Raw genomic sequence first — 21161 nt, forward strand, 5'->3', positions numbered from 1 at the left:
CATGACATCGTCGCCGGTTCCGACCCCGCCATCGGCCCAGGTTCCGGCCCGTCCCGACCCCCCGGACCCGCTTGAGCCACCTGAGCCGATCGGGCGGCCCGCACCGCGGGTCCAGCCCCGCCCGATCGGCCCCGGGTCATCGTCCGATCAGGCGCTCGGGGAGAACGCGGCCGGCCGGGGAGTGCTGCGTGACCTGCTGGCCGGAGCCGAACCGGTCGAGGAGATCATCGTCGCCACCGTCGACCTGCAGGGCCGGCTCGTCGGCAGCGCCGTGTCCCCGGAGCACTTCACCGGACCGGTGCTCGCCGATGGCCTCGGCGCCTGCACCTACCTGCACGCCGTCGACGTCGACATGAAGACCGACGGAGGCTACCCCCACTCGCCCTGGTACGACGGCTTCGGTGATCTACGGCTCCAGCCCGACCTCACCACGTTGCGCCGCGCACCCTGGCATCCGTCCGACGCGGTGGTGTTCGCGGACGCGTTCTGGCCGGACGGGTCCCCGGTGGGCGTCGCTCCCCGTGCCGTGCTGCGTCGACAGCTCGACGCGCTCGCAGCCTCCGGTCTGACCGCCTTCGCCGGGACGGAGCTGGAGTTCCTGGTCTTCCGCGAGTCCTACCGTCGAGCTGCGCGGCGCTCCTATACCGATCTCACCCCGGCCAGCCGTTACAACATCGACTACGCGCTTTCCGGCACGGAAGGCCTGGACGATCTGGTCCGACGCCTCCGGCGGGCGATGGCCGGCATCGGGGTGGCGGTCGAGTCCGCGCGCGGGGAGGTCCATCCGGGACAGTTCGAGATCGTGTTCCGGTATGCCGATGCGATGCAGGCCTGCGACAACCACACCCTCTACAAGACCGCCGCCAAGAAAATCGCCGCGGCGGGCGGGCAGGCCCTGACCTTCATGGCGAAGTACGACGAGGGCGAGGGGAACTCCTGCCATGTTCATCTGTCCCTGCGCGGGACGGACGGGGCGTGTGTGTTCGCGCCGTCCCCCGAAGGTGAGGGGGCGCTCGTCCGGCACCCCGGCTTGGCCCCACCNGGCATCGCACCCCCCGGTTTCCCACCCCCCGGCTCTCGCGACGACATCGCCGGGATGTCCGCGCTGATGTGCTCGTTCGTGGCCGGGCAGCTCGCCTGCATGGCCGATTTCGCGTTGCTGTACGCGCCCAACGTGAACTCGTACAAGCGCCTGGCACCGGGCTCATTCGCTCCGACCGGAGTCAGCTGGGGACGGGACAACCGGACCTGCGCCATACGGGTGGTCGGCGACGGGCCGGGCCTGCGCGTCGAACATCGGGTGCCGGGCGGTGACGCGAATCCCTACCTCGCCGTCGCCGGGATGATCGCGGCCGGCCGTTACGGCATCGAGCACCGTCTCCCGCTCGAACCCGGACGGGTGGGCAACGCCTTCACCATGCCGGACGTGCCACGGCTGCCCGCGACGTTGCGGGAGGCGGTGGACCGATGGCGCGCCAGTGCGGTGGCCCGGGCCGCCTTCGGTGATCGGGTCGTCGCCCATCTGGCCCATGCGGCCGAAGTCGAGCTCGCCGGCTACGAGCGGACCGTCACCGACTGGGAGCGCCGGCGCGGNTTTGAACGNTTCTNNCCCCNCCCTGCNCNGGGANGGANTNTTCGCGTAGNCCNAACCGCCGATACAAAGTCCGCAAGGGGCCAGGGGCCCACCAGTTGTAGTCGCCGGCCACCCGCATGAAGGCGGGGACCAGCACCCCGCGGATGAGGGTGGCATCGAGCACGATCGCGAGCGCGGTGGCGATCCCGAACATCTGGATGAACCGGACCGACGAGGTACCGAACGCGACGAAGGTGACGGCGAGCAGCGCGGCGGCGGTGCTGACGATCCGCCCGACCCGGGCGAGCCCGGTGGCGACCGCCTCGGTGTTGGGCGCGCCGGCGTCGTGCGCCTCCTTGATCCGGGAGAGCAGGAAGACCTCGTAGTCCATCGAGAGCCCGAAGGCGATACAGAAGAGCAGGACCGGCATGGAGGTGTCCAGCGGGCCTGGGGTGAAGTCGAGGAACCCGGACAGGTGGCCGTCACTGAAGATCCACACTGNGGCGCCGAACACGGCGCACATCGCCAGCCCGTTGAGCACGATGGCCTTCACCGGTAGCAGCACGCTGCCGGTGAACAGGAACAGCAGCACGAAGGTCGCCAGCGCGATCAGCCCGAGGGCGACCGGGAGACGGTCGGCGATCGTGGTCTTGCCGTCTACCAGGACGGCGGATGCGCCACCGATCAGCACGCTGGTCCCCACGGGCGCCGGCACCGCACGCGCGGCCCGGACGAGGGCCTGCGCATGGTCCGACGCATAGTCCACCGCAGGTACGACCTGGAGGGAATCCGCTCCGGCGATCGCGAACCGGCGGCTGGCCGGACCGGGCGGTACGACCCGGCGCCCGTCGATGTGGGACCCGAGGGCGCTGTCGACCCGGGCCACGTCCGGCAGTTCGGACAGCGCGGTCGCGTAGGAGGCGAGCGCGGACCGGTCGATCATGCCCGGCCCGGTGGCTTGGACGACGACGTCGAGCGCGCCGCCGATGTCGGCGGCGAACGCGCCCCGCAGGGCGTCACCGACGATCCGGCTGTCCGCCGAGCCCGGCTTCAGCACCCGGTCGTCCGGGGTGCCGAAGTTCACGTGCAGAAAGGGCGCCCCGAGGACGAGCAGAACCGCGATCACCGGCAGGCCGGTGAGCACGGGGTGGCGCATCACGGTGCCGGCGACCTGACGCCAGAACGGCGAGTCGGCCGCCTCCCGCACCACGACCGGCGCCGACCCGACCGGCGCCGACCCCGCCGCGCCCGCGGGCCCGATCGCCTCGCCGCCCCGGGCACGACCGGCGCGGCGACGCCGCACGAGCCCGAGCAGACCGCCGATCCCCCAGGCGTTGACCCGCTCGCCGAGCACCATCAGCAGCGCCGGCAGGGCCACGACGGCGGCCAGCATCGCGACGAGGGTCACCGAGATCCCGGCGTAGCTCATCGACTTCAGGAAGAACGGCGGGAAGACGAGCATCACGGCCAATGCCACGATCACCGTCGCCCCACTGAACAGGATCGTCCGGCCGGCCGAGCGGACCGTCCCCTCCACCGCGGTGGCGCGGTCCCGACCCGCCGCCAGTTCCTCCCGGAACCGGCTGACCATCAGCAACGAGTAGTCGATGCCCAGCCCCAGGCCGAGGGCCGTCGCCAGGTTCACCGCGAAGATCGACACGTCGGTAAGCNCACCGATCACCGAAAGCGCGGCGAAGCCACCCAGCATGCCGAGCAGCCCGATACCCAGCGGCAGCAGGGCGGCGACCACGCCCGCGAACGCGATGACCAGCAACGCCAACGTGATGGGAATGGCGAACGACTCGGCGGCGGCGAGGTCGGCCGAGACGTGTCCGCTGATGTCCTCCCCGACCGTCGCGGCCCCACCCGGTCGGACCGTCACCGCCCCCGGCGCGTCCGCCCACGACCCATAATGATCAACGATGTCGGCGGCCTGGTCATCGTCCTGGACACTGGCGACGACGAGCGCCTGCCGACCGTCCCGCGAGCGCAGCGCCGGACCGCCCCCCGTCCAGTAGGACACGACGTCCCTCGCCCCGGCCTGGGCGGCGAGATCGGCCGCAACCTCCTTCCCCGCGGCGACGACCGCCGCGTCGTCGACATCGCCCGCCCGGGCGGTCACCAACAGGAGGAGGTTCGGGCGGCCGTGGAAGCGGGCGTCCAGGACGTCCTCGGCTCGGGAGGAGTCCGACGCTGGATCGTCGAACCCCCCCGTCTGGAGTTTGCCGAAGGCACCGCCCGCGAGCCCACCGGCGCCGAGCAGCACGAGGAGCGTAAGGACGAGGACCAGACGCGGGCGGCGCGTCACGAGCGGAGTAAACACGGAACCCTCCGAAGAGCAGGCGATGCTGAAGAGAACAGTGTTCGCGATCGCTGCTCGTGTCAAGACGCATCCGTTCGCAAAGTTGACAGCGTTCTCGTCGAGACCCACCATGACCGTGGTGAGCAGTCCGGTTCCCCGTCGCGAACGACTGCGGCAGGCCACTCTCGACGAGATCAAACAGACCGCGCGCGCCCAGCTGGCCGAGCGTGGCCCGGCTGCGCTCTCCCTACGGGGGGTCGCCCGGGTGATGGGCATGGCCCCATCGGCCCTGTACCGCTACGTGGACAGCCGGGAGATCCTGCTGGCCGAACTGGTCGCGGACGGGTTCGCCTCGCTGGCGGAGGCCCTGGAGGCGGCCTTCGACGCGGCCGATCCGCATGACCACCTACGACGCTGGCTCCAGGTCGCCCGCGCGCAGCGCCGCTGGGCCCTGGACCACCCGACGGAATACGGACTGATCTTCGGTCCCGGCATTCCCTGTGCCACGTCGACCAACGACCGGATGATCACACAGCTGCACCGCGCGGTCGCGGTGCTGTTCCGCTGCATGAGCGAGTCGACCGGGGCCGGCATGATCGACACCGCCGCGGTGGACGCCCAGCTCACCCCGCCGATGCGCGCCAGCCTGCAAGCCTGGGGACGCGACCACGACGTCGCGATCGACGCCGCCGGACTCGCCGTGTGCCTGGCCGTCTGGACCCAGTTGCACGGCTTCATCTCCTTGGAGATGTTCGGGCACCTCCCCCCCGCCCTTGACGACATCGACGAACTGTTCGACCGGCAGATGGCGGACGCGATCATCCGCGTGTGGCGAGGCGGGTACAACCTCGCCACGGTGATGCCCGTCCCGCCGGCCGGCCGACCGGTCGCGAAGTGACCACCCGGTGCCGGCCAGTCGGTCCGGTGATTGACGGTCCGGTGGTCGCCGGGCAGCGGTTCAGCTGCCCGGCGACCGGCCGCCGGACGGTCAGGCCGAGGTCCGCATTCGCCGCCCCAGTGCGTCGAGCGCGACCCGACGGGTACTCTTGATCTCCGGCAACCGCGCCTGATAAGCCGGTGCCGTGGCCAACGGCTGGTAGAAGCCGAGCCGCGGAACGAAGTCGGTGTCGTCGTAGCCCGGCGGCCGGTGCAACGCATACGTACGACCCGGGAAAAGCAGGTCGTAGTTGTCGGCGATCTGCCAGATGGCGACGTGCGGGTCGACCCGCCGACGCTGAAAGTACGCCTCCAGGACATCGATTGTGAAACTAATCTCATGGAACTGTTTGACCAGGCTGTGGTAGTGCTGGCCGACCTGATACTTGATCGGTAGTTCGACCTGGAGACTATCGGAGTAGTCGAGCAGATCGAGAGCCAGAACCTTCAGTGACGTCTCGACGCCGTACCCCCGCGAGAACGCCAGCGCCGCGAAGACGTCCGCGTCGATGACGAACTCCCCGATCAGCGGCTGGATTGTCCGAGTGATGGACGGCACATACCTGGCGAGCTGTTTCGACAACAGCGACCGCAGCATCTCGGTGGTTCGCCCCCCGGGCTGCCCGTCGCCAGTCACTCTACGCGAACTTCCGTTGACGAAAAGCGGGGCGTTATCGGCAGTCGCGGCGGCAGCCAGGACACCCACTGTATATGGATCATNGCTTTCCAGATCGGCGTCATGGAAGATGAGCCGACTCCCGAACGCAAGATAGGCGAGACTACGCATCGCACCCGCCTTGCCGCCGGTCGTGGTGGCCTCTCGGCCCGCGTGACGCTGCAGGACCGACTCCCCACGCACGACCCAGCTGGCGCCCGCGTCGGTCGCGATGCGCATCAGGCCATGTTCGTCCCCGTCCGACGACGGGTCGACAACCACGCCGATCTCGTCCAGCACGCTACGCTCCTGCATCCAGCGTTGCCGGTTGAGTGCGATGATGTCGCCGAGAGTTCGAGCCGCCTCCGGGCCACGGGCCGGGATGAGCAGACTCAGAGTGATGCCCTTGGCGAGTTTGTCGACCTCGATTGAGTCGAGGTCGAGGCTGGTGGGTTCGAGCGTTCGCACGGACGCCCCTCTCTCGTGACCTTTCTTCGGTACGGACAGCCCGTACCGGTGATGACGTCCAGATGGGGATCTGGTGCGGCATTGCCGGCGGTATCAGACGGGCTGGGTAGGGAATCCCCCGGCCACCCCGGACCGCATGATTGCGTACCTCCGTTCACAACGCCTCATCCGCCCGAGTCGTAGCCGGTACCTCCCCGCGTGTTCCGGTTCACCGCTTCCGCCTCTCGACCACCCGGGAACGATCGGTCCGCCACATGCAGGTGCTGGAGCGTCAAAGTATCGGTCTTACGACCGTGTCCGTCACTCCCCATCTTTCTCGAGGGGGAACAACCACCGCTTCTGGGACAAGGAGCGAACACTCGGCGCCGCACCAGCACGGCGCATGACCCCGCCGTGCCACGGAGAGTACCCGACCAAGCGCCCGGAACGGTTACTCCAGGACCGATCCGAAANAACTNCCCCCACACGGCCCGCCGATGCCACCGGATGGGCAGAATCGCTCACGGCGTCCTACTCTCTTTCGATCATGGCCATGGAAGGAAGACCGGCGCGCGGCCGGACCATCCCGAGGACGGACGATCGGGCGGCGCTCGCCGACCTGCCCGCCGCCGTGGCCGCGCTCACCATCGCGTACGCCGGGACACCACGGCGGATACGGCATCCGGGGCTGGGGGCTGTCTACTCGAACCAACCCTCTCGCCGACGTCATGCCCACCGACGTCATGCCCACCGACGTCATGCCCACCGACGTCATGCCCACCGACGTCATGCCCACCGACGTCATGCCCACCGACGTCATGCCCACCGACGTCATGCCCACCGACGTCATGGCCCGGTCTGGCGGAGCCGACCGCGACCCGGTCCCGTCCCGCGGCCTTGGCGGCGTACAGCGCGCGATCCGCGGCTGCGACGAGCGCGAAGGTGTCGTCCGCGTGATCGGGGAGGGCCGCCGCTCCGACCGAGACCGTCACAGCGATCAGCAGCGACTCCTCGCCGGTGTCTCCCCGGACACCGGCACCCGACCGGGCCTGGCCGCGCGCCCTCGTCGGCTCCGCAGACCCCGCAGCCCCGGACTCCCCCGTGCGGGCCGGCGGATCCGGAACTCGCGGCGCGGGCAGGACGATCCGGACGGGTTCTCGTCCGACGCCGCGGCGCAGACGTTCGGCGATATCGGCGAGGGCGTCTCCCCGGACATTCAGCGTGAGCAGCGCGAACTCCTCACCCCCGTAACGGGCGACGACGTCACCGGGACGGGTCACGACCAGCAGTCGCCGAGCCACCTCCGTCAACACCTGATCACCAGCCGGATGGCCGAATCGGTCGTTCACCGACTTGAAGTGGTCGACGTCAACGAGGATCAGCCCCATTCCGGATCCGGTGCGTCGTACCCGACCGGCCGCCAACCTCATCTCGGTCTCCAGATAGCGGCGGGTACGCAGGCCGGTCAGCCCGTCCGTGATCGCCAGACGCCGCTGGTCGGCCTCCAGGCCCGCCATCCGAACGATGATCAGAATCATCATGATCGCACTTACGGCCACGGCGACCAGCAGATCCCGTAGATCACCACGGATCACCTGCACGGCCAGCACGGTCGGAGCCACCAGCCCGGCACTCGACAGTGCCACCAGGCGCCGGCCGCTGCGCGCCTGCGCACGCGGGGACGCCGGCCGCGTGAGGTCGACCATGGTCGGATGCAACCCGGCGGCGCCGAGGGCGAGGTTGCCTGTCAACCAGATCGCGTCGAGGTAGTTGCCGACCTCGAAGGTCCCGTTCGTCTGCTGCACGACGTAGATGGTGTCGGCGGTCAGGTTGGCGAGCAGATTGCCCGCCAACAGGAAGAAGGCGGGTGGGCGGCTCCCGTGCCCCAGCACGAGACGGATGGCCACCCCCAGCAGCGCCAGATCCATCGCCGGATAGGCCACCGAGGTGACGCCGACGAACAGATCATGGTCCGCACGCACCTGCGGCGCGATCAGGTAGAGCCAGGACAACAGAACCGCCGCGAGCAGGAACATCGATCCGTCGAGCAGGCCGGCGATGTCCCGTTCCTGGGTCCGTCGCCGGGTCAGCAGAACGAGACCGACGACGAACAGCGGATAGTGGCCCAGATATAACACATCCGGCAAGGCCGGATACTCTGTGATGTCAAGCACATAGTGAAAGATGTAGAAGGCACCATCGCCTATGGCGTACATCACCTGGCTGATTCCGATCAGCAGCCAGGGACGTCGGTCGGCCAACTCCTGGCGTCGCAGGCCGAGGAACACGGCCCCCGCGGCCGAGGCGCTGAGGCAGAGGTAGATGACCAGCCGGACGGCACGTGGGCCGCCGGTCGTGGGAAACTGGCCGTAGACGAGGATGGCGATCAGACCGAGACAGAGATAGACAAGCCAGACGTGGCTACGCCAAGCGCGCCGCCACGATGGAGCCGGCATCACCCCTCGGTTCGCGACGCGGGATCCGTGCGGGACAGCGGACGTGGCAGCGGCGCCGGGGTCCACCGGGAGGTCCGGGCCGGTGCGTCGTCCAGCTGAACGTGATGCCGTTGATGGGCGTTCGTTGTCGGGTTGACCGAGGGAATCGAACCTGTCGACCGTGCAGGACCGGCTGGCGGTGAACAGCCGCCCCGGAGGGACCGGGCCATGAGCAGCCTCTCAGTGTGGACGTACGGGTGGTACGCGTACCGGCCACGTACGCCTGTGGTGCCTTGCGGCATTCCGTTGCCGCTCACGGCACCTACAGCGCCACTGAGCCCACCCGTCTGGTTTCGACGGGTCGGACGCCGCGACCTACCGAAACCGTATCGAATGGTTGCTCTTCGTACAGGAACATTTGAAGCCCGATGGGCACTATTGTCCGATCATTTGTCCGATCATTGTGCGGGATTCGCCCCGTCCGGACGGATCTCGACTGGCGCGGTCACGAAGGGCGAGCTTCGCCCGGACCACTACGAGCCGATGATCGGCAAGTCAGGCCGACGACCGCCGTCGCGGACGTTTCCGCGACGCGGGTCAGGGGTGGGCGACGAAGTTGAAGTGCGCCCCCGACGCGAAGGTCGTCCGGAACATGGGCAACGTGTAAGGACCGTCGCCGTCCAGATCGAAGATGCGCAGTCCGAGATCATTGTCGACGAGCGTGTACATCTCGTCGGCCGTCGTACCGTAGTCCCGGGCACCGGCACCGAACTCGAAGACGAGATGCGGCCGGCTGGAGCCGATCAACTTCTGGCCGCCCTTGAACACCCCGTACTCGGCCCCCTCGACGTCAACCTTGATCAAGGTTGGCCGGTAGTCGGCCGGCATCGCGTCGTCCAGCGTCTCGACGGCCACCTCGATCCGTTCGACGTCCTCACTGTCGGGCACCCGATCACGCAGCCCGCTGTAGGCGGGCCTGCTGCGGACGTAGGTGAAGGGCAGCACCCCCGGCTGGTCGGCGAGCGCGGCCTGTCGTACCTCCACCGCCGGGAAATCGGTGGTCAACGCCGCGGCCATGTGCGGCAACGGCTCATAGGCGACGTGCCGGCCTCCCGGGGCGTGCCGGAGGATGGTCCGCAGAACGTCACCCTTGTGCGCGCCCACGTCGATACAGTTCGAGTCCTCCCGGAGGACGAAGGACAGCAGCAGCGCCAGATGCCGGTCGTCGCTGCGATTGCGGCGGGCGGTAGGAACGACGTTGTCACGCACCAGCTTCAGCGCCGGGCCGAGGCCGATGTCGACCGCCACCCGCCGGGCCCTTGCCAGCTGCTTTTCCATCCGAGGATCCATCCGCCGCGACCTCCTGTTGTTCAAGCGGTGACCTGCCGGAGTGTCATCGCCGAATGACCCATTATGACAGTCAGTACACCACTATTGGGCGAACATGATCCACGGTCAAGACCAGTAACAGGAATTTCAAGTCCACTTCATTCCCGCTCGACCCCGCTCGACCGATAATCCTTACGTCACGAAAGAGTTCGACTTCTGAACCCTTCCGCAAGGGAAGGGTTCAGAAGTCGCGGCAGACTACCCAGCGAGACCGTTCGACCTCGCATCGGCCGCCGCCGCGATGGAGAAAATCGACGGCGGCCGCGCCGGCATCCCGTCCTCAGCGGGCTCCGGCGAGAATCTGCTCGTCGACCGGCTCCGCGGCGAAGGATCCCACCGGTGGGCAGGTGCAGACCAGGTTGCGATCACCATAGGCGCCGTCGATCCGACGTACCGGGGGCCAGTACTTGGCGGCCCGCAGCGAAGCGACGGGATAGGCCGCCACCGATCGCGGATAAGCGTGTGACCATTCGTTGGCGGTAACCATCTGTGCAGTATGCGGAGCATTATGCAGGGGATTGTCGGTCCGCGGCCAGATACCGTCTCCGACCTTGTCCGCCTCGGCCCGAATGGAGATCATTGCGTCGCAGAAACGATCGATCTCGCCGAGATCCTCACTCTCCGTCGGCTCGACCATCAGTGTTCCGGCAACCGGGAATGACATGGTCGGAGCATGGAAACCGTAGTCGATGAGACGCTTCGCCACGTCGTCCACGGTGACGCCGGTCAGCTTCGTCAACGGCCGTAGGTCCAGAATGCACTCATGGGCGACCAGCCCGTCCCGGCCCGCGTAGAGCACCGGATAGTACGGATGCAGCCGGTGGGCAATGTAGTTGGCGTTCAGGACGGCCACCGAGGTTGCCCNGCGCAGGCCGTCCGCCCCCATCATCCGAATGTAGGCCCACGGAATCATAAGAATTCCGGCCGAGCCCCACGGGGATCCCGAGATCGGGCCCACTCCGGTGGCCGGTCCTGCCTCCGGCCGCAGCGGGTGGTTCGGCAGATAGGGCAGGAGTTTCTCGACCACGGCCACCGGGCCGACCCCCGGACCCCCGCCCCCATGCGGGATGCAGAACGTCTTGTGCAGGTTCAGGTGGCTCACGTCGGCCCCGAACTGCCCCGGCCTGGCGAGCCCCACCAGAGCGTTGAGATTCGCTCCGTCGACGTACACCAGACCGCCGGCCTCATGCACGATCGCGCACGCCTGCCCGATGCCCTCCTCGTACACACCATGGGTCGACGGGTAGGTGACCATCAGCGCGGCCAAGGCGTCCGCGTTCGCGCGGGCCTTGCGGGCCAGATCGTTCAGGTCGACGTTTCCGTCGTCGTCACAGGAGACGACGACCACCCGCATTCCCGCCATCGCGGCGCTCGCCGCATTCGTCCCGTGCGCCGAGGAGGGAATGAGACAGATGTTTCGCACCACGGATCCNGGAACAGCATGATCGCGGTGATAGGCCCGGATGGCGAGCAGCCCGGCGAGCTCACCCTGGCTGCCGGCATTTGGCTGGAGGGAGACCCCCGCATATCCGGTGATCTGCGCGAGCCAACGCTCCAGGTCCTGAATCATCGCGAGGTATCCGGCGGCCTGGTCCAACGGGGCAAATGGATGGATGTCAGCGAATTCCGGCCAGGTGACCGCGGCCATCTCAGTGGTCGCGTTGAGTTTCATCGTGCACGACCCCAGGGGGATCATGCCCCGGTCAAGAGCCAGATCAAGATCGGACAGTCGACGCAGATAGCGGAGCATCGCGGTCTCCGACCGATGGTCGTGGAACACCGGATGCTGCAGGTAGGGATCCGTACGCACCAGTTCGGCGGGCAGCGCCACCGGCTCGTCCGCCGCTTGGTCCGCCTGGTCCGCCTGGTCCGCCTGGTCCGCGCGGGCCACGAGATGATCGTTCGCCGCCGCGACGGACCCGGTCCAGGCCCCGGTCCGGATCTCGGTCCCGGTCCCGGTCCCGGTCCAAGTGATGCCCGCCGTCGCCTCCGGGCCCACCCCGAAGGCCGACCGGACGGCCTCCAGCTCGGCCTGGCCCGTCGTTTCGTTGCAGGAGATACCCACGTGGTCGTCGTCGACCAGCCGCAGGTTCACGCCCCGCGCCAACGCGTCCGCAACCACCTGGGTGGCCCGGCCCGGCACCGCGGCGAGGACGGTGTCGAAGAACGCGTCGTGCACCACCGTCACACCGGCGGCGCGCAGGCCTTCGGCGAGGCGCACCGCGTGCCCGTGGATGCGACGCGCGATCCCGGCCAGGCCCTCCGGGCCGTGGTAGACCGCGTACATGGAGGCGAGTACCGCGGGCAGCACCTGGGCCGTGCAGATGTTGCTCGTCGCCTTCTCCCGTCGGATGTGCTGCTCACGGGTCTGCAGGGTGAGCCGGTACGCGGGTGCGCCGTCCGCATCGACCGACACCCCGACGAGCCGCCCCGGCAGGGACCGTTCCAGCCCCTTGCGCACTGCGAGGTAGCCGGCGTGCGGGCCTCCGAAGGACAGCGGTAGTCCGAACCGCTGCGTGCTCCCCACCGCGATGTCCGCGCCGAGGTCGCCAGGCGCCCGCAGCAGGGTCAGCGCCAGCGGATCGGCGGCGATCGTGACGACGATGCCGCGCTCCCTCGCCGATGCGATCACAGCACGCACATCCCGCAGGACGCCCGCCGGCCCGGGATAGGACAGCAGCAGGCCGAAGGCCGCATCCAGCTGCGCCGGGCCCACGGCCGTGAGTCCGGCTGCGAGATCCGCGACCACCACATTGATCCCCAGCGCCTCCGCCCTGGTCGCGACCACCGAGACGGTCTGCGGGAGGGTGTCGGCATCGATGAGGAACGTCGCGCGGGAACCCTTCGCCGTCCGAAACGCGATCTGCATCGCCTCGGCCGCCGCGGTCGGCTCGTCCAGCAGGGAGGCTCCGGCCACCGCAAGGCCGGTCAAATCAGTGATCATCGTCTGGAAGTTGAGCAACGCTTCCAGGCGGCCCTGGGAGATCTCCGGCTGGTACGGCGTGTACGCCGTATACCACGCGGGGTTCTCCAGGACGTTGCGCTGGATGACTCCCGGCATCACCGCGGGATGGAATCCCAGCCCGATCATCGAGGAAACCGGTCGGTTCCTGCTACCGAACGCGCGTAGGGCCGCGAGCACCGCGGGCTCGCTCAGCGCCGCGGGAAGATCCAGATCATGGTCACGGATGCTTGCCGGGACGGCCGCGTCGGTGAGCGCGGCCAGTGATTCCACCCGCAGCGCATCCAGCATCTCCCGTTGGGATGACGGGTCCGGGCCGATGTGCCGATCGGCGAACCGCGGGATGGCCGCGGCGGGCAGCCGCCTCGCACCGTTCCTGCCCACCGCCGCGGCACTGCCCTGTCGCGGCGCCCCCGACCGCGCGTGCGACGACGCGGGACTGATGGTGGCGGTCGTGGCGGTCGTGGCCGGTCCATCGGCAGCCGTGGCCGGTCCATCGGCATAGGGGGTGTCGTCGTACTGGGTGACGTCAGGCATGATGACTGCTCCGGAGGTCGGGCGACGACGGATCATGCCGGCGCCGCGGCGGGCCTCCCCCTCTGTCATTGACCTGAGAGCTTCACCAGCGCCGCCGCCGGCAGTCCGGGGAGCTGCGGGCGGGGAACGCGGCTTTCACCGTCGGCGGGACACCCCACGGCGTCCACTTTCCAGAGTTGCCTGACCCGGCGGTTGGGGGCCTGAGAGTTTATGGGGAGAGCTTGCTCCTTCGGCGTCCCGAACGGCGAGCGACCGGGACTCTCCCGCACGGGCGTGAGCGGCATCGGTATGGAGTTGTGGGACGGGGCACGGATGACCCGGGGATGCCTACCAGTAGCGAATGATCGACTCCCAACTGGCGCCGGTCCCCTCGACGCCGGCTGCGTTCAGCCACGATTCCACTCCCCGAACACTAGCTGCGGGGGCCCCGCGGGCCAACCAGCGTCCCCCACCGAAACCTGTCCGCAACATGAACACACGAACCCGTGGGGCCGTGGGCCCCGACCACGGGCTCACGGGCTCACGGGCTCATCGTTCGTCCGCCATCCGATCCCGCGGGCGGTGGCAGCGGCCTCGGCGTCAAGGCCGCCCGCCGGTAGGCGATACGACCGCGGATAACTATATATTTAGACACATGTCACAACTCTACAAAAAATATCAAGAAACATCAAGATTCCGAGATGTGCTTCAGGACTGACGTCGAAAAACCGGGCCATGCCCCCTGGAATGCCCTCCCGATGCTCTCCCACCCGCGCGGACGACACCTACACAGATGAAATGCGAGGTATCGCCGGGTCGCCGGACTGCACGCGCATCATACGGTTCATCTGCNCCATCCGACGCCGACGCCCGCCATGAAAGGTGCGGCCGGGCAGGCCGAACGCGGACACAGACACGAGGGCGTCATCACACGAGCTGGATAGGAAGACGGCCAGTAAGCCGTCATCGTCGACTACCCGGCAAAAAATTCGCCATGGCAATTGATCATGTGGCAACCACCGCCTGGGGTTGAACCGGTGCGGCGTCTGGACTTAACCTACGGATGCCGGCTGCGCGAGCTTCATTGCACTAGCTTCATTGCACGGCGACCACTCTGGGCGATGGCAAGTAGGAGGAGAACTCCTCTTTCCGCCGTCCAACATCACGGGGAGGTAGAGCTCGATGCAGGGCCTTCGGTCACTGTTCAGAGGTCGATGCGCCCTTATCCCGTCACTCCACACGCAGGGCACGGATGCGTATCCGCATCCCGGCAGCCCGGCGGTCGCCGGGGTGCCAGCGGGGAGACCGGTACAGCCGTTCCACCATTGGAACCCGACCGGGCCATGAGATCGCTCCAGAGAGCACAGTCCTTCGGCCAGCTGGCATCCCTGGTCAGCCTGATCGGGGTGGGTGTCGCGCTCAGCGCGCTGTTTCAGCTGTTCCACCTGCCGAATATCTCGAAGGTGCACGGCTATCGGATGGCCATCGCGGTGCTGCTGGCGGTCGGCCTGTACGGCGCCACGCTGGGGATCGCCCGCGCGGCCTGGGCGGACATCCGCCGGATCGTGCTCGTCGTCACCGTGGGCGTCGCCCTCAAGGCCCTGCTGATCGGTGGCGCCCTGGCCCTCGCGCTCGGCGACCCGCTGTACCTTCTTCTTGGCGTGGTGGTCGCCCAGATCGATCCCCTGTCGGTAGCCACGCTCACCTCGGGTTCGCGAATGTCCGAACGCGGTCAGGATCTCCTGCGCAGCTGGGCTGCCTTCGACGATCCCGTGACGGTACTCCTTACTGTGTCCCTGGTCACAGCGGTCGGTTCGACGTTCGTCAAGGACCAGCCCGCGATGACGCCGGATCTCGGTGGACCGTCGGGAGTCAGCGGTTTCTTCGTCGGCTTGGCGCTCAACCTCGGCCTCGTCACCCTCACCGCCCTGCTGTGGCGGGGCGCCAAGAGAAACGCGACCAGCGCCCTGGCATTGACAACGGGTCTGATCATGGTGGCAGCAGGGTTCTTTCTCATGCTGGCGGTAGCAATCGGTGGGCTGATCCTCCGTCCCGATGCCAAGCTCTTCCCCGAGCGCGGGGACGACTTCTTCCCCCACCTCGTGGAGAGGACCGTACGGGTCGCGTTCTATGGTGCGGCGGTCGCGCTCGGCCTGCTTCTCTCCGGCGGAATCGCCTTTGTCCACGGGGCCGCTCTGGGAGCCGCAGCCTTCGCCGCACAGGGNCTCGTCGGCTACCTTCTGACCCACCGCATGTCCCGACGTGACCGGGTTTATCTGGCCGCTTCCCAACAGAACGGCATCACGAGTATCGTGCTGTCCCTGGCCTTGGAGCCGGCGATTCCCGGGGTCGCCGCCGTCGTCGCTCCGGCGATCGTCACCATCAACCTGCTGCACTGGCTGATCAATCGCTGGATCGGCACCAGGCCGAGCGTCTTCGGAATCACCGCCGCGGACGACGCGGCCTTCGACGACCGCGGCCTTCGACGACCGCAGCCTGCCGCTGCGGGAGATGTCCCCGCGGGGCAGCGACCTGCTGGCTGTTGAGTAAGTGATGCGATGTGTGAGTGAACTTGAAGCAGGGGGCGCAGCGTGCGGGTGCCCACTACGTCACCGCCTACCGCTGGTTTCGGGAAGGGAAGCTGCCCGTACCGGCGCGCCCGGTCGGGCAGCTGATCCTGGTCGAGCCGTCCGCCGTCGAACGCCCCGCGGGAGCCGCCGCGGTGTACGCGCGGGTCTCCCCCGCCGACCGGCGTCCCGGCCCTGACCGTCCGGTTGNCCGTGTCACCGCATGGGCAACCGGACGTGAGCTCGAAGACCTGCTCCGGCTGTGGGGCCGCCATCCGGCAACAGGTGGCTGCGAGCAAGGCGCCTACTCATGCTTCATGACCCGCAACGGTCAGACGAAGACCGTCTCGGCTGGGCGCAGGAGCCGCGCCAAGGCCTCGGCCGGAAGCACCGCAGCATCGGCCGGATGGGTTGAAAGCGGAGCAATCTGGGTGCGGTAGCAGTCGACCGCTCGCTGCTTGGCCCGATGCACGTCGACGGGAAGATGCACCCGTCGCGCCCTGGCCCAAGGAACTCGCGGGTCGTCCGGCACCGCCCAGTGCCAGGTCCAGATGGGGTACTCGAGCAGCCGGGTGCCCGCCCGCGCGGCGGCGATCTCCGCCGCCCGACCCGTCGCCTCATGATCTGGATGACGATCCCCGGCATACGTCGCNAGCAGCCACCCGTCGGCGGTGAGCAACGGTTCCAGCTGGTCGGCCAACAACTCCTCGTGCCCGGCGACCCGCCCGTCGCGCAGGCCGACCCGATGCACCGGTACCTGGGCCAGGCCGAGTTCGGCGAGAGCGGAATGCTGTTCCGCCACCCGTCGCCGCGCAAGCTCGGCCGGCGACAGCGTCGGAGATCCGGGATGGGATGCATCACCATCAGTCACAGCAACAACGGTGAGCGACACACTCAGCGTAGACAGGATGGTCATCAGACCACCGATGCCCAGCACCTCATCGTCCGGGTGGGGAGCCACGATCACCGCGTTTGTGGGCGGAACGGTCAGGTCCAGCTCCGCCCACCCCGGATCCCATCCCTGCCAGACCGATTCGGGGGTCCCGCTGTCGTCGGCGAAGGGCCGACGCTCGTCCGCCACGCGTTCCTCCTGCATCGTTCTTCCATACGGCATGCGGCGCGGCACCGCACGGACATCGGTGCGGTCATCGGCAACGCCACACGCACGGGGCGGCATAGCGCCCCCACGACGCCGGCAGGCACCATCACAGTCCCATCTTCCGGGCACAGTCCCATCTTCCGGGCACAGTCCCATCTTTCGGACAAAGCCCACTCTCCCGGGTGCGCCCACGTCGCAAGCAGGGTGGGCGGGGCGGGACTGCGCTGGGCTTGAGCGACGGGCCGAAACGCGACGGGCCAGAACGCGACGGGCCAGAACGCGACGGGCCAGAACGCGACGGGCCAGAACGCGACGAGACGCGGGAACTGCGTGGAGCCGGTGATGATCGAGGGGTACCGATCGTTCGAGCTGATAGGGCACGGCGGTTTCAGCACGGTCTACCGCGCGGAACAGGAGATATTCGATCGCCGGGCCGCCGTCAAGGTGATGCATTCCGATCTGCGGGATCCCGCGGCCGAGCGTCGTTTCGTGCGCGCATGCAAGGCGACCGGGCGCCCCACCGGACATCCGCGCCAACACGGATACAGCCAGGCATGGGAGTACCTACCGGCTACAGTCGTCACCCTGGACGGACAGAACGAGCCCATTCCGGGGGTACCGGCCTGTTCGGGCTATCTGTAGCCGTTGCGCGAGTACGGCCGGGAACGGGCCCCTCGGTCGAGGCCACACCGTCGAGGCCATGCTGTCCATCCGGCGGAGTCCAAGGTCCATCCGCCGGCCCGTCCGGCACCCGATGTCGGCCGACCGGAGTGCCACGGTCAGATGCCGACGAGACGACGCGGGGACGGGATGGTCTCGACGACCTCGTCCACGACGTCCTCGGCGATGACGCGGCGCAGTTCCGCCTCGGGGCTCAGCACCAGCCGGTGTGCCAGGACCGGCTTGGCCAGCACCTTGACATCGTCGGGGGTCACGAAGGCCCGTCCCTGCGACGCGGCACGCACCTGGACGGCCCGAAGCAGCGCGATACTGCCTCGTGGGCTCGCCCCCAGGCGGACGACATCCGGCAGCGTGCGGGTCGCGGCGACCAGATCGACGATGTACCGCCGGAGGGCGGGTGCCACATGGATGGCGAGTGTCCGGGCCGCGTGGGCCACCACGTCCTCCGCCCGCATCACCGGTCTCAGATCCTCGNTGCGCCGACCCACCTGCCGACCATCGAGGATCTCCAGCTCCGCAGCGAGGGAGGGATATCCCATCCGCAGTCGCATGAGGAACCGGTCCAAGCGGGCCTCGGGCAGGCTGTACGTGCCGTCCAGGTCGATCGGGTTCTGCGTCGCGACGACCATGAAGGGCCGCGGTACCGGATAGCCGGTCCCATCGACGGTGACCCGCCCCTCCTCCATGGCCTCCAGCAGAGCCGACTGCGTCTTCGGCGAGGCGCGGTTGATCCCATCGCCGATGACAAGATTGGTGAACACCGGGCCCGCGCGGAGTCCGAACTCGCCGGCACGCTGGTTGTAGACCATCGTCCCGATGATGTCCGCGGGCAGCAGGTCGGGCGTGAACTGGATGCGATGACAGCCGGCGCCCACCGACGCGGCGAGGCTGCGGGCCAGGGAGGTCTTCCCCAGACCGGGGNCATCCTCGACGAGGAGATGGCCGTCGGCGAACATACAGATCGTCGCGAGATCCACCACCTCACGCTTGCCGCGGATGACCTTCTCGACGTTTGCGACCACATCATGGAAGGAGGCTGAGAACGTGGCAACCGCGGACCGGTCGCCAGACGTACTGTCGCGGCCGTCGCCCATGCGGGTCACGCGCTGCCTCCTAGCCCAGTGGTGTCGGGGAACGAGGACCGTCCGAGCGATGCGGACAGCGTGCTCAATCACCGGAATGGGCTCCTCGTGGGTTGATGGAGGCGGACCGTGCCGGGCGAGGGGGCAACCGGCCCGGTCCGCCCACGGGCGGCGGGGGGAACCGCCCGGGTACGGCGGCCCGCGGCGGCCGTCGCCGCCGCAGAGCCGATCCGTTCCGCTGCGATAGACGACGAGCCGACCCGCTTCGTTGTTCCATAACCCGACTGAATTGTCGATCCAGTGATCCTATGACCGGATGGTATCGTCGATCGCTTCGATTCGTGCAGATCTTGCTACTCTCCGTAGAGATCTGGGTGTGACATCACGAAAGGCGGCACGAGGGTCGCAACCTGTCGACCGAGAGAGGCGTCTTACGCGACAAGAACGACAACCCCGCCCAGACGGACCATCCCGAGATGGGCAACATCAGCCCAAGATGCTTATGGCCTGTCCGCGTATTGTTGGGTGATACGTGGAGATGTGGTGAGCGATGTACCCCTCCTACGGCGCTCACCCGGAGGTGTCTGTGTGGGCGGGGTGGCCCGCCCACACAGACACCGGCACCGCAGCCAGACGGCGTCGGGCCCATGAACGAAAATCGATGGCCAGCCGGTCCAGGCCCCTCAGTTCGACGACGCGGAATCCGACAACGTCGTGCAGGCCGCGGTCGTGCAGGCCGNGGGACCCGGGTCGAAGCCGGCGGTTGCATGGNGAGGACATGGGNGAGGACGAGGTAGGCACCGCTGGGCAGGGCGTCCACGAGGCGGCGGACAATGCCAGGCTTCAGGAACGGTCCGGATGCGGTCGGTGGCGGGCGGCTGGACGGCCGTCGGGCCACCCGGGGCGGTAGGAAAGGAAGTGCGTGCGCACGCGGGCGGTCACCGAGATCCATAAACCCGCGGAGCAAGATCCGTGAACCCGCGGAGGCCCTACGGATAGTGAGGTGCAGAACCCGCGACGCATCATTCGTCACGTTTTGTAGCTTCATCAGAGATACATTAACGCGAAGGAAACACTGATTTACGCCCCAGAAACCCTACCGTGCGAGCCTCCTTCTACGTATCNCCCGGCTTCCNCCCTCGAGCCGGGCAGGCCAACCGGTAATCTCAGCACGGTGAGGTGATTACAGCTATGCACGACATTGTGACGATAGCCGCCACTATTAACGAGCGTCCCACTCTCGAGGAAACCGACGCGATGCTGGCCGAATTGCGGCGGCTACCACGCGATGGGAAGACCATCGAGCTGATCGATGAACTGCTCGAATTCCGGTCGCTCCTGAAGGCGACGGCCTGAGCTGTACCCCCGGAGCGACCGGAATCGAACGATCGGAACCAGTAATTATCCCGACAACCCGGCGGAGTTTCGTGTTCCGGACGGTGTCGTCGGATCACCCGTCTGTCGGGTTACTGCTGACCCCCGCCGAACGGCTGGCCCTGCTGCTGCTGCTCGCCGCCCAGCCCCGAGGCGAAACGCTCCCCAGCGATTCCTCCACCCTGAACACCCGCGCCTACTCCCGCAAGCTCCAGGAGTCGGTTCTCGACGTACCGCTCGCTGTGGTGCGTCTTGTCCGCGATCCGCTGGACGAGGTCGTTGACGCTCGTCGCAGAGTCAAGGTCCGCCGGGCTCACCTGACCGAACTGGTCAAGGATACGGTAACGAATCTGCCGCCAGTTCTGCCGCAGCTGCTGTTCCACCTGCTGCACCTGCTGCTGTTGAGCCATTTTCCCTCTTTCTCCTCTCNAGCAGAACATCCGGATGCGTGTCGGCCAGCACCGGCCGGCACGGGAGGGACGTTACCGCAGCCGAGTCGGGCGACGTCAAACCCGAGAACCGATATGAATGTATCCTCATGCATCCGACGTCCGGCACCTGCGAGTCGCATTCAGAGCACATCGCTTCGTGCTGGTTGAGAAGATGACCGCAGCAGGGTGGAACTCGCACCAAGGGAACAAAGTGCCGCACTGTACAGGATTCTTGAAATCTCGGTTGAACAACGTTTCAGAGCGGCGGAAATCCTGGACGATGGGCGGGTGGTCATCCGTCCGCATGCCCCTCGGCCTGCCGGCAGGTGCCGGTCCAGAAAAGTCAGTACGTGGACCCCGCCGCCCCGAGAGTTAGACAGACCACCATCAACCCAAACGGACGCTCGCTCAGTGAGCCTCATACCTCATTCGAGTCCCCAGCGGGTGGCGGTGAGGTCGAGGCGGTCCTTGACGAGGTGGCGGCAGGTGCCCTCGACGACGCCGGTCGCGATCGGCCAGCCGTTGGCGAGCGCGGTGTCGTAGCCGAGGTAGGCGGCTTTGGCGGTCAGGTAGGGGGCTTTGGCGGTCAGCCAGTTCCGGGCCAGCTCGACCGCCTGGCGCTCGCCGACCCGCTGCCCGGTGAACCGCTCCACCGTGGCGACCGGCGCCACCCCGGCCCGCGTCTCCCGTTCGGCGAGCCTGTCCAGACAGG

Annotated in this window: 11 protein-coding genes, 2 pseudogenes and 2 riboswitches; of the genes and pseudogenes, 4 read left to right on the top strand and 9 right to left on the bottom strand. The window is 67.9% G+C overall.

The features are described from left to right. Nucleotide 1: 1 nt before the first annotated feature. Nucleotides 2–1714: a glutamine synthetase family protein gene (locus ALLO2_RS24610; RefSeq protein ID WP_304413241.1), complete on the top strand. Its 1713-nt coding sequence runs from the start codon at nt 2–4 to the stop codon at nt 1712–1714. Here ALLO2_RS24610 and ALLO2_RS14455 read toward each other — a convergent pair. After that, nucleotides 1635–3896, bottom strand: a pseudogene (locus tag ALLO2_RS14455) (MMPL family transporter); the annotation flags it as partial. The gene ALLO2_RS24610 and the pseudogene ALLO2_RS14455 overlap by 80 nt on opposite strands. A gap of 109 nt (nt 3897–4005) precedes the next feature. Here ALLO2_RS14455 and ALLO2_RS14460 point away from each other — a divergent pair. After that, nucleotides 4006–4773, top strand: coding sequence for a TetR/AcrR family transcriptional regulator (locus ALLO2_RS14460; protein ID WP_051623875.1), 768 nt, complete (start codon nt 4006–4008; stop codon nt 4771–4773). Nucleotides 4774–4863: 90 nt separating this feature from the next. On the opposite strand, the gene ALLO2_RS14465 is transcribed toward ALLO2_RS14460, so the two are convergent. The 5 genes from ALLO2_RS14465 to ALLO2_RS14490 form a co-directional block, all read right to left on the bottom strand. Continuing rightward, on the bottom strand, nt 4864–5934 hold the full coding sequence (locus ALLO2_RS14465) for a hypothetical protein (protein ID WP_035732686.1): 1071 nt from the start codon (nt 5932–5934) through the stop codon (nt 4864–4866). Between the two features lie 620 nt (nt 5935–6554). Continuing rightward, complete coding sequence (locus ALLO2_RS14470) at nt 6555–8369, bottom strand: GGDEF domain-containing protein (RefSeq protein ID WP_051875279.1); 1815 nt, start codon at nt 8367–8369, stop codon at nt 6555–6557. A 576-nt stretch (nt 8370–8945) separates the two neighbouring features. Continuing rightward, nucleotides 8946–9686, bottom strand: coding sequence for an FkbM family methyltransferase (locus tag ALLO2_RS14475; protein WP_232235106.1), 741 nt, complete (start codon nt 9684–9686; stop codon nt 8946–8948). Between the two features lie 331 nt (nt 9687–10017). Next, nucleotides 10018–13236 carry an aminomethyl-transferring glycine dehydrogenase subunit GcvPB gene (gcvPB, locus tag ALLO2_RS14480; protein ID WP_035732688.1) on the bottom strand — a complete coding sequence of 1073 codons (3219 nt, stop codon included), beginning with the start codon at nt 13234–13236 and terminating at the stop codon, nt 10018–10020. Between the two features lie 55 nt (nt 13237–13291). Further along, a riboswitch (glycine riboswitch) is annotated at nt 13292–13415 on the bottom strand. Continuing rightward, nucleotides 13416–13513: riboswitch (glycine riboswitch) on the bottom strand. Nucleotides 13514–16113: 2600 nt separating this feature from the next. Beyond that, complete coding sequence (locus ALLO2_RS14490; RefSeq protein WP_049761006.1) at nt 16114–16878, bottom strand: PIG-L deacetylase family protein; 765 nt, start codon at nt 16876–16878, stop codon at nt 16114–16116. A 333-nt stretch (nt 16879–17211) separates the two neighbouring features. On the opposite strand from ALLO2_RS14490, the gene ALLO2_RS27310 reads away from it, so the two are divergent. Then, the gene (locus tag ALLO2_RS27310; protein WP_035732692.1) at nt 17212–17523 is read left to right on the top strand and encodes a hypothetical protein; all 312 of its coding nucleotides are present in this window, start codon (nt 17212–17214) and stop codon (nt 17521–17523) included. Nucleotides 17524–17660: 137 nt separating this feature from the next. Here ALLO2_RS27310 and ALLO2_RS14500 read toward each other — a convergent pair whose 3' ends face one another. Continuing rightward, the gene (locus ALLO2_RS14500; protein ID WP_035732694.1) at nt 17661–18656 is read right to left on the bottom strand and encodes a MoxR family ATPase; all 996 of its coding nucleotides are present in this window, start codon (nt 18654–18656) and stop codon (nt 17661–17663) included. Nucleotides 18657–19835: 1179 nt separating this feature from the next. Between ALLO2_RS14500 and ALLO2_RS26470 the strand changes: the two genes are divergently transcribed. Further along, on the top strand, nt 19836–20000 hold the full coding sequence (locus tag ALLO2_RS26470) for a hypothetical protein (RefSeq protein ID WP_023841005.1): 165 nt from the start codon (nt 19836–19838) through the stop codon (nt 19998–20000). Nucleotides 20001–20110: 110 nt separating this feature from the next. On the opposite strand, the gene ALLO2_RS14505 is transcribed toward ALLO2_RS26470, so the two are convergent. Next, entirely contained in the window at nt 20111–20428 is a 318-nt protein-coding gene (locus ALLO2_RS14505; RefSeq protein WP_023841006.1) for a hypothetical protein, read from the bottom strand. A gap of 449 nt (nt 20429–20877) precedes the next feature. Then, nucleotides 20878–21027, bottom strand: a pseudogene (locus tag ALLO2_RS28300) (ISKra4 family transposase); the annotation flags it as partial. Nucleotides 21028–21161: the final 134 nt, after the last annotated feature.

It is taken from the genome of Frankia sp. Allo2 (genome assembly GCF_000733325.1).
GTDB classification, from domain to species: domain Bacteria; phylum Actinomycetota; class Actinomycetes; order Frankiales; family Frankiaceae; genus Frankia; species Frankia casuarinae.